Consider the following 9,114-nt stretch of genomic DNA (forward strand, 5'->3'; position numbering starts at 1 on the left):
CGCCCGCGACGTCGCGGTCGGGCGCGCTCGGGTGCGCGGGGCGTCGTCAGCCGGACCCGGCGACGGTCAGCCGGCACTGGCCGTCCGCCGTGCAGGAGCGCTCCAGGCGGCCCCGCGAGACGGTCTGGATCAGCCCGATCGTCCAGCACATCGGGCATCCGCGCAGGGCGAGCACCCCGATCGGGAGGAGCGGCAGCGCGGCCGGCCCCACCACCGGGAGCAGCGCGAAGGCGCCGATCAGGCCGCCGAACCCCACCGCGCCGCGCACCAGGTGGCGGGGCAGGGACGCACTCGCGAAGTCGGGTCGATCACTCACCGATGCCTCCAAGGACGGTCTCGGGCGCGGCCCGCAGCTCGCAGCGGACGGCCGATCGCGCCCGGTGCAGTCGTGACTTCATCGCCGCGCCGCTCAGCCCCAGCGCGTCGGCGACCGTCCGCCCGTCGAGGCCCTGGATGTCCCGCATGACCAGCACCCGCCGCTGGTCGGCCGGGAGCGCGGCGATCGCCGCCGCCACCCGCCCGGCCTCCAGGCGTCGCAGCACCTCCTCCTCGGCCGACAGCACGGTGTCGTCCCCCGACGGCACGGGGTCGCGCCGCAGTACCCGCGCCCGGCGCAGGCACTCGTTGCGCACGATGCGGAACATCCACGACGCCAGCGCACCGGAGGCCCGCAGCATCCCGATCTTGCGGTACAGGATGATCAGCGCCTCCTGCGCCGCATCCTCGGCATCCTCCGGCGAGGCGCACAACGTCCGGGCGAACCGCCGCACATGCGGGTGCGCCCCCGACACCAGCGCGGCGATCGAGTCGACGTCCCCCCGCTGCGCCGCGTGGACCAGGCGCTCCCCCGGCCAGCCCCCCGCGTCAGCCACGGCCCCGCCCCCGCTTCCTCATCACGACCACGGTGCAGGTGCACAGCAGCAACAGGGCGACAGCCACGGCGATGCCAACGATCACGAGAACCTCCCAGTCCGGTCCGACCCTTTCGTCGGAGACATTCATAAGAGGCACACCCCTGCGCAAAGGATTCAGCCCCGTTCCCGGAGCCGGTCACGGGCGGACCGCCCCGATCAAATCACTGGCACCACGGGCCCCTTTACGTCAGGATGACGATATGAGCAGCATGGAGAAGGGGAACCCCCTCGACACCCGCAACCGGGCCGAGCTGGTGGCGGCCGTCGCCTCCGGCGCCGAGCCGAAGTGGCTGATGTTCTGGGGGCATCAGCCGCAGCAGGACGGTTCGGTCGGGCAGGGGGCGCTGAGCCAGTGGTGGCCGTCCCCCTTCACCGTGGACGGCGTGACGTACGCGAGCGCCGAGCACTGGATGATGGCCGGGAAGGCCCGGCTGTTCGGCGACGAGGCGATCGTGCCGCGGATCCTCGCCGCCCGGACCCCGGCCGAGGCGAAGAAGCTGGGGCGTCAGGTGCGGGGGTTCGACGAACCCGGCTGGGCCGCCGGGCGGTTCGAGCTGGTCGTGACGGGCAATGTCGCCAAGTTCGGGCAGGACGAGGCCCTCCGCGACTACCTCCTCGGCACCCGGCAGCGCGTGCTGGTCGAGGCCAGCCCGGTGGACCGGCTCTGGGGCATCGGTCTCGCCGCCGACGACGAACGGGCCGCACGACCGGCCGACTGGCGCGGGGAGAACCTGCTCGGCTTCGCCCTGATGGAGGCCCGCACCCGGCTGGCCCGGTGAGCATCGCGAGCGCCACGAGCACGACGGGCACGACGGGCGCAACGAGCACAACCAGCCGGACGAGCACAACGAGCCGGACGAGCCGGAGAAGCGCGACCCGCCGGAGGAGCCGATGAGCACGATCGCCCCGGTCCTGGACGCCACGGCGGTGCTGTCGGTGGGCGCCGCGCTCGCCCTCACCCCGAGGGTGCTGCGTCGGGAGGTCCGGCCCGGGCGCGGGGGAGCGCCCGGGCCGGAGGCGTTGCTCGCCGCCGTCGTGGCGCTGATCCTCCTCAACCAACTGGCCTTCGCCGTCTACGTCCAGCGCGTGCACGACGGCAGCACCGCGTTCGTCGCGCGCTACCTGCCCCCCGGGTGGTTCGCCGTGCCCCGCGGCAACCCGTTCGTCGACTGGGTCGCCGCCCACACCCCCGCACCCGAGCTGCTCGCGCCGTCCGTGCTGCGCGTCCAGGCCTTCCTCGAACTCCCGCTCGTCCTGCTGGCCTTCCTCGCCGTGCTGCGCCGGCTCGACCGGCAGCTGTACGTCCGGGTGGCCCGCTCACCGCTGCTCCCGCTCGCCGCCGCCTCGTACACCGTCGCGTTCTGCGCGGTGGAGTGGGAGCTGCGCAACCCGTACACGGTGGACGACCTGGTCATCCGGGTCGTGTCGGCGCTGGTCACCGCGCCGCTGCTCGCCCGGATCGCGGGGCGGGAGGCGGACACCGCGCCCCGCTCCCCCGGGCCGCTCGTCCTCGCGGTCGAGCTGTGGGCCTTCGGCTCCCTGATGCTGGCCCTCTACGACACCGTGCTGCTCTACAACCTCTCCCGGCTCGGCGACCGGCTCACGGGCATGATCACCGCGGTCGCCGTGCTCGGCGCGACCCGCTTCCTGGCGGCGAAACGGCCCGGCGCCCCGGCCGGCCCCCGCGTGGCCGCGCTCACGGACTCCCTCGGCCGGGGCCTCGCGCTGTTCCTCGTCCCCGCCCTCGCCCTCCGGTACGCCGGGAGCTTCGGCACGCCCCGGCTGGCCGCCGCGGCGGGCGCCGCGGTGCTGATCGCCGCCGTCGGCCGGCGCGCGGGCCGGCTCGTCCTGCCCGCCACCGTCGGCGCGGGGGCGGGATACCTGGCCGTCCGGTGGTCCACCGACCCGTACTTCGAGGCGGCTCTGCTCCGGGCGGCCGTCGTCGGCTTGCTCACCGCCGGTGCCGTCTGCGCGGTCCTGGACGGCAGTCGCAAACATTTCGACGCACTCCCGTAACTCTGTCGCCGTATACCGACGCCAGGATGACCCGCAGTCAGGGTCGAGATGGACAGGGTGCGGCGATCATGCGGATACGGCACACGGAACAACCCCCGGCTCAGCACAGCGGCGAGAGCGAACAGGACGCGCTCGACCTCCGTGCCGAGCTGGACGAATTACTGCGAGCCCGGCAGTACGCCAACCAGCGCGAACGGCGGCTCGCCGAGGCCGTGCGGGCCGTCCCGGAGCGGCAGCGGCCGGACGCGGAACTGCTGCGGCAGCTGGCCCAGGCCCGGACGCTGCGCGAGGGGCTCGGCACCCGCTGCCTGGAGCTCAGCGAGCAGTTGACCGCGCTGGAGGACCGGCTGCGCCAGCCGCCGGTCCGCAATCCGGTGCCCCGGCAGCCCACCGGCGCCCGCTTCGGGGGCGTGCGGGGGGAGGAGGAAGGAGCGCACGCCCCGTCGGCGCGCCGAGCGGCTCCGCCGCCACCCGCCACCGGGGCCCGGTTCGGCGCCCCGCGGTCCCGCCCCGAGGAGGCCGGCGGACCGACCCCGCCCCGGACGGTCCCGGCGCCCCAGCCACCGCCCGCGCCCGAAGAGCCACCGGAGCCGCCCCGGCGCCGCTCCCCCGCCGAACTCACCGCCCTCGCCGAGCGGATCACCGCTCTGCACCGCCAGGGCGCCACCCAGGAGATCACCTCCCTGCTGGGCCAGGCCGCCGCCCTGCTCCTCCCGCTCGACACCGCCCGGCTGGCCGGTCTGCTCGCCCGCGGCGGCCCGCCCGACGCCTCCGTCCAGCTGGCCCGCGGCGCCGCGGCCGGCACTCCGACGCAGGCCGCCAGCACCCTCGCCGAACTGCGCTCCGCCGGCCTGGCCCAGGAGGCGACCGAACTGTTCCACGCCCTCTGGGCCTACCCGGCCGACGCGCTGCCGGCCCTGCTGGTGGCCCTGGAACGGGCCGGCCAGCACGCGGACAGCGCCACCCTGCTCTGGGAGTGGGGCTCCGCGCCCACCGCCGAGCTGGCCGCCCTCGCGGCCGGGCTGGAGCGGGCCGGCCGCTCCGAGGACGCCCGGACGCTGCTGCGCCAGGCCGCCGGCCGGCCCGCCGCCGAGCTCGCCGACCTGGCCGGCACCCTGCCGGAGCCGCTGTCCGGCGTCCTGCTGCGCGACCTCGCGGCGCTGCGCCCGCCGACCGAACTCGTCCGGCTCGCCACCGCGCTCGCCCCGCACCGGCGGCTCTACGACGGCCTGCTGGCCGCCCTCCTGGAGGACGAGGGCCGCCACCGCAGCACCCTCGCCTCGCTGCGCGGCGCCGGCCTGCCGACCGCCCCGGCCGGCCCGCCGCGCTCCCGCTGGGGCCGCCGGTAGGCCGGGGCCGGCGGGTTCGACGGGCCGGACGCGGGGAGCCCCCGCCCGCCGGAAGGCGGACGGGGGCTCCTTCGGCGCGACGGCCGGGTGTGCTGCGGTCAGCAGCCGATCAGCCGCGCGGCCAGGTACGACTTGACCTGGTCGAGCGAGACGCGCTCCTGCGACATGGTGTCGCGCTCGCGCACGGTCACCGCGTTGTCCTCAAGGGTGTCGAAGTCGACGGTGACGCAGAACGGCGTGCCGATCTCGTCCTGGCGGCGGTAGCGCTTGCCGATCGCGCCCGCGTCGTCGAACTCGACGTTCCACGCGGTGCGCAGGTCGGCGGCCAGGCCGCGGGCCTTCGGCGAGAGGTCGGCGTTGCGCGACAGCGGCAGCACCGCGACCTTGACCGGGGCCAGCCGCGGGTCCAGCCGCATGCCGACGCGCTTCTCCAGGACGCCCTTGGCGTTGGGCGCCTCGTCCTCGAAGTAGGCGTCGATCAGGAAGGCCAGCATGGCGCGGTTGAGGCCCGCCGCCGGCTCGATGACGTACGGGAAGTACCGCTCGCCGGACTCCTGGTCGAAGTACTTGAGGTCCTGGCCGGAGGCCTCGCTGTGCACCGTGAGGTCGTAGTCGGTGCGGTTGGCGACGCCCTCCAGCTCGGAGAACTCCTGGCCGCCGAAGTTGAAGCGGTACTCGATGTCCACCGTGCGCTTGGCGTAGTGGGACAGCTTCTCCTTCGGGTGCTCGAAGAAGCGCATGTTCTCGGTCCGCAGGCCGAGGTCGACGTACCAGTCCCAGCGCTGCTGGAGCCAGTAGTCGTGCCACTGCTCGTCCTCGCCCGGCTTGACGAAGAACTCCATCTCCATCTGCTCGAACTCGCGGGTGCGGAAGATGAAGTTGCCGGGGGTGATCTCGTTGCGGAAGCTCTTGCCGGTCTGGGCGATGCCGAACGGCGGCTTCTTGCGCGAGGTCGTCTGGACGGCCTTGAAGTTGGTGAAGATGCCCTGCGCCGTCTCCGGGCGCAGGTAGGCCAGGCCGCCCGCCTCCTCGGTGACGCCGAGGTGCGTCTTCAGCATGCCCGAGAACTCCCGGGGCTCGGTGAAGGAGCCCTTGGTGCCGCAGTCGGGGCAGTTGATGTCCTTGAGGCCGTTCGCCGGCGGGTGGCCGTGCTTGGCCTCGTACTTCTCCTCCAGGTGGTCGGCCCGGTGGCGCTTGTGGCAGGAGAGGCACTCGGTCAGCGGGTCGTTGAAGGTGGCGACGTGACCGGAGGCCTCCCAGACCTCACGGGCCAGGATCACCGACGAATCGAGCCCGACGACGTCCTCACGGGCCTGGACCATCGCGCGCCACCACTGGCGCTTGATGTTCTCCTTCAGCTCGACGCCCAGCGGCCCGTAGTCCCAGGCGGCACGCGTGCCGCCGTAGATCTCGCTGCAGGGGTAGACGAAGCCACGGCGCTTGCTCAGGCTGACGATCGTGTCGATCTTGTCGGCGGCCACAGTGCTCTCTTCAGTACGACGGCACGGTCAGGGCACGGCTGGTTGCGCGTACCCGAATACCTCAGGTTACCGGCCATACGGGTACGGGGTTCAAATCGGTATCGCCCGGCCCCGCCCAACCATCACCATCCACCGTTCACCCGTCCGAGTGATTTGACAATCATTTCCATCTAACCTGAGAATGGTTGTCATGATGATCCGACGACCTACCCGCACCGTCCTCGCCCTGACCGCGACCACCCTCGCCGGCGCCCTCCTGCTCACCGCCTGCGGCGGGGACGGCGGCGCCAAGGGCACGGACGGCAAGCTGGGCGTCGTCGCCTCGTTCTATCCGATGGAGTTCCTCGCCTCGCAGATCGGCGGCGAGCACGTCAAGGTCACCACCCTGACCCCGGCCGGCACCGAGCCGCACGACCTCGACCTCACCGCCAAGCAGGTCGCGAGCGTCAAGAAGGCCGACGCCCTGCTCTACCTCAAGGGCCTCCAGCCGACCGTGGACAAGGCGGTCGCCGACTCCGGCGCGAAGCACGTCGTCGACGCCACCGCCGCCAGCCCGCTGGTCGACCACCACCTCGGCGAGGGCGAGGAGGGCCACGCCGAGGGCAACGGCCACCAGCACGACGGCGCCCCCGGCGACCCGCACATCTGGCTCGACCCGACCCGCTACGCGGCGGTCGCCCAGAGCGTCGGCGCCGAGTTCGCCAAGGCCGACCCGGAGCACGCGGCCGACTACCGGAAGAACACCGACGAACTGGTCGGCAAGCTCACCACCCTGGACCAGCGGTTCCGGGACGGCCTCAAGGACGCGAACACCAGGACCTTCGTCACCAGCCACGCCGCCTTCGGCTACCTCGCCGAGCACTACGGCCTCACCCAGGTCGCCATCAACGGCGTCGACCCGGAGTCCGAGCCCACCCCGGCCCGGCTGGCCGACGTCCAGAAGGCCGCCAAGGACAACGGCGTCACCACGATCTTCTTCGAGACCCTGGTCAGCCCCAAGCTCGCGGAGACCGTCGCCAAGGACCTCGGCCTCCGGACCGCGGTGCTGGACCCGCTGGAGGGCGTCAAGGACCCGGCCAAGGACACCTACCTGACGGTGATGGAGCAGAACCTCGCCAACCTGCGGGCCGCGCTCGGCACGGCCGGCGCCACCACCAGCTGAGGGGACGACAACACGCCATGACCCACCCGATACCCCCGGCCGTCCGCCTGCACGACGCCGTCGCCTCGCGCGGCGGCCGGCCGGTGCTGCGCGGCGTCGACCTCACGGTGCAACCCGGCGAGGTGGTCGCCCTGCTCGGCGCCAACGGCTCCGGCAAGTCCACCACCGTCAAGGCCGTCACCGGCGCCGTCCCGCTGGAGCACGGCAGCCTGGACCTGTTCGGCATCCCGTTCGCCAAGTTCCGTGCCTGGCACCGGGTCGGCTACGTGCCGCAGCGCACCACCGCCGCCTCCGGCGTGCCGGCCACCGTGCGCGAGGTGGTCTCCACCGGGCGGCTCCCGCAGCACCGGCTGCTGCCCTTCCGCCGCCGGGACCGGGACGCGGTGGACCGCGCGCTGACCGCCGTCGGCATGCTGGACCGGGCCGGGGACGGCGTCGCCGACCTCTCCGGCGGCCAGCAGCAGCGGGTGCTGATCGCCCGCGCCCTGGTCGGCACCCCCGACCTGCTGATCATGGACGAGCCGATGGCCGGAGTGGACGCCACCAGCCAGCAGGTGCTCGCCGACACCCTGCGCGCCGAGGTCGGACGCGGCGCGGCCGTGCTGCTGGTACTGCACGAACTCGGGCCGCTGGAGCCGCTGATCGACCGCGCCGTGGTGCTGCGCGACGGCTGCGTCGCGCACGACGGCCCGCCCGTCCCCAACACCGGCCTGCACGCCCTGCCCGGCCACGACCACGTCCACCCGCACGCCGACCACACCCCGCCGAGGCTGCTCGCATGACCGAGATGCTCTCCTACGACTTCATGCAGCGCGCCCTGCTCGCCGCCGTCCTGGTCGGCATCACCGCGCCGGCCGTCGGCATCTACCTGGTGCAGCGGCGCCAGGCACTGCTGGGCGACGGCATGGGCCACGTCGCGATGACCGGGGTCGGCCTCGGCTTCATCTTCGACACCAGCCCGGTCTGGATGGCCGTCCTGGTCTGCGTCCTCGGCGCCGTCACCATGGAGCTGGTCCGCTCGCGCGGCAACCAGCGCGGCGACATCGCTCTCGCCATGCTGTTCTACGGCGGCATGGCCTGCGGCAAGCTGCTGGTCTCGAAGTCCGCCCAGGCCGGCGCCGGCAGCCTGGAGAGCTACCTCTGGGGCTCCATCCTGACCGTCGCCCCCGCCGACCTCGTCACCATCGGCGTCCTCGGCGCCGTGGTCATCGGCGTCACCGTGGGCCTGCGCCGCCAGCTCTTCGCGATCTGCCAGGACGAGGACTTCGCCCGGGTCACCGGCCTGCCGGTGCGCCTCCTCAACCTGCTGCTCGCGGTGATGGCCGCGATCACCGTCACGGTCGCCATGCGGGTGGTCGGGCTGCTGCTGGTCAGCGCGCTGATGGTGGTCCCGGTGGTGGCCGCCCAGCAGCTCACCCGCTCCTTCGCCGCCACCCAGGCCGCCTCGATCGGCCTCGGCGTCCTGGTCTCGCTGGCCGGCGTCACCGGCTCCTACCAGCTCGACGTCCCCTCCGGACCGGCCATCGTGCTGCTCGCCATCGCGGTGTTCGCGGTGTTCAGCGCGATCGCCGCACCGCTGGCCCGCCACCGGCACCGGACGGCGAAGGCCGACCCCGGCCCCGCGGTCTGCGACGTCCAACTGCCCGGGCAGAGCGCGTCCGACGCGACCACTCCGGACCGGAGGGCGGGGCTGGCACAATGAGGTGCGAGATGCCCACACCCCCAGGAGGACCCACGGTGACCACCGCAGGCCCGTCGCCGCGCGCCCGCTCGACCCGGCAGCGAGCCGCCGTCTCGGCGGCCCTGGACGAGATCGAGGACTTCCGCAGCGCGCAGGAGCTCCACGACATGCTCAAGCACCGAGGCGACTCGGTGGGTCTGACCACGGTCTACCGCACCCTGCAGTCGCTCGCCGACGCCGGCGAGGTCGACGTGCTGCGCACCGCCGACGGCGAGGCCGTCTACCGCCGCTGCAGCAGCGGGCACCACCACCACCTGGTCTGCCGGCACTGCGGCGCGACCGTCGAGGTGGAGGGGCCGGCCGTCGAACGCTGGGCCAACTCGGTAGCCGCCGAGCACGGGTTCAGCGACATCGCCCACACCCTGGAGATCTTCGGGACCTGTGCGGAGTGCGCCAAGAAGGCCTGATCCGGCCGCGCCGAAGGGCCCGTGGGAGCTGTCTCCCACGGGCC

At 73.5% G+C, this 9,114-nt stretch carries 10 protein-coding genes; 7 read left to right on the top strand and 3 right to left on the bottom strand.

Annotation, left to right across the window (positions count from 1 at the left end):
• Positions 1-46: 46 nt before the first annotated feature.
• Complete coding sequence (locus ACFWA9_RS36255; RefSeq protein ID WP_380393314.1) at positions 47-316, bottom strand: hypothetical protein; 270 nt, start codon at positions 314-316, stop codon at positions 47-49.
• A complete protein-coding gene (locus ACFWA9_RS36260; protein WP_352289821.1) occupies positions 309-872 on the bottom strand; it encodes a sigma-70 family RNA polymerase sigma factor in 564 nt (187 codons plus the stop codon). Before ACFWA9_RS36260 ends, ACFWA9_RS36255 begins: the two co-directional genes overlap by 8 nt.
• 242 nt (positions 873-1,114) lie before the next feature.
• On the opposite strand from ACFWA9_RS36260, the gene ACFWA9_RS36265 reads away from it, so the two are divergent.
• The 3 genes from ACFWA9_RS36265 (at position 1,115) to ACFWA9_RS36275 (ending at position 4,279) form a co-directional block, all read left to right on the top strand.
• Entirely contained in the window at positions 1,115-1,693 is a 579-nt protein-coding gene (locus ACFWA9_RS36265; protein WP_380393317.1) for an NADAR family protein, read from the top strand.
• A 112-nt stretch (positions 1,694-1,805) separates the two neighbouring features.
• Positions 1,806-2,930, top strand: coding sequence for a hypothetical protein (locus ACFWA9_RS36270; protein ID WP_380393320.1), 1,125 nt, complete (start codon positions 1,806-1,808; stop codon positions 2,928-2,930).
• 68 nt (positions 2,931-2,998) lie between these two features.
• On the top strand, positions 2,999-4,279 hold the full coding sequence (locus tag ACFWA9_RS36275; RefSeq protein ID WP_380393323.1) for a hypothetical protein: 1,281 nt from the start codon (positions 2,999-3,001) through the stop codon (positions 4,277-4,279).
• Between the two features lie 98 nt (positions 4,280-4,377).
• Here ACFWA9_RS36275 and ACFWA9_RS36280 read toward each other — a convergent pair whose 3' ends face one another.
• The gene (locus tag ACFWA9_RS36280) at positions 4,378-5,760 is read right to left on the bottom strand and encodes a glycine--tRNA ligase (RefSeq protein ID WP_380393326.1); all 1,383 of its coding nucleotides are present in this window, start codon (positions 5,758-5,760) and stop codon (positions 4,378-4,380) included.
• Between the two features lie 190 nt (positions 5,761-5,950).
• Here ACFWA9_RS36280 and ACFWA9_RS36285 point away from each other — a divergent pair, with 190 nt between their 5' ends.
• Genes ACFWA9_RS36285 through ACFWA9_RS36300 form a run of 4 tightly spaced genes read left to right on the top strand, consistent with a single transcriptional unit; the run spans position 5,951 to position 9,070 of the window.
• Positions 5,951-6,922 (top strand): metal ABC transporter substrate-binding protein, encoded by a 972-nt coding sequence (locus ACFWA9_RS36285; RefSeq protein WP_380393329.1) that lies wholly within the window; start codon positions 5,951-5,953, stop codon positions 6,920-6,922.
• Positions 6,923-6,939: 17 nt separating this feature from the next.
• Positions 6,940-7,704: a metal ABC transporter ATP-binding protein gene (locus tag ACFWA9_RS36290; protein WP_329487562.1), complete on the top strand. Its 765-nt coding sequence runs from the start codon at positions 6,940-6,942 to the stop codon at positions 7,702-7,704.
• Positions 7,701-8,624, top strand: coding sequence for a metal ABC transporter permease (locus ACFWA9_RS36295; RefSeq protein WP_329487564.1), 924 nt, complete (start codon positions 7,701-7,703; stop codon positions 8,622-8,624). Before ACFWA9_RS36290 ends, ACFWA9_RS36295 begins: the two co-directional genes overlap by 4 nt.
• A 35-nt stretch (positions 8,625-8,659) precedes the next feature.
• Positions 8,660-9,070, top strand: coding sequence for a Fur family transcriptional regulator (locus ACFWA9_RS36300; RefSeq protein WP_329487566.1), 411 nt, complete (start codon positions 8,660-8,662; stop codon positions 9,068-9,070).
• Positions 9,071-9,114 lie beyond the last annotated feature (44 nt).

Origin of the sequence: Kitasatospora sp. NPDC059973 (assembly GCF_042737525.1) — a bacterium.
Lineage (GTDB): Bacteria > Actinomycetota > Actinomycetes > Streptomycetales > Streptomycetaceae > Kitasatospora.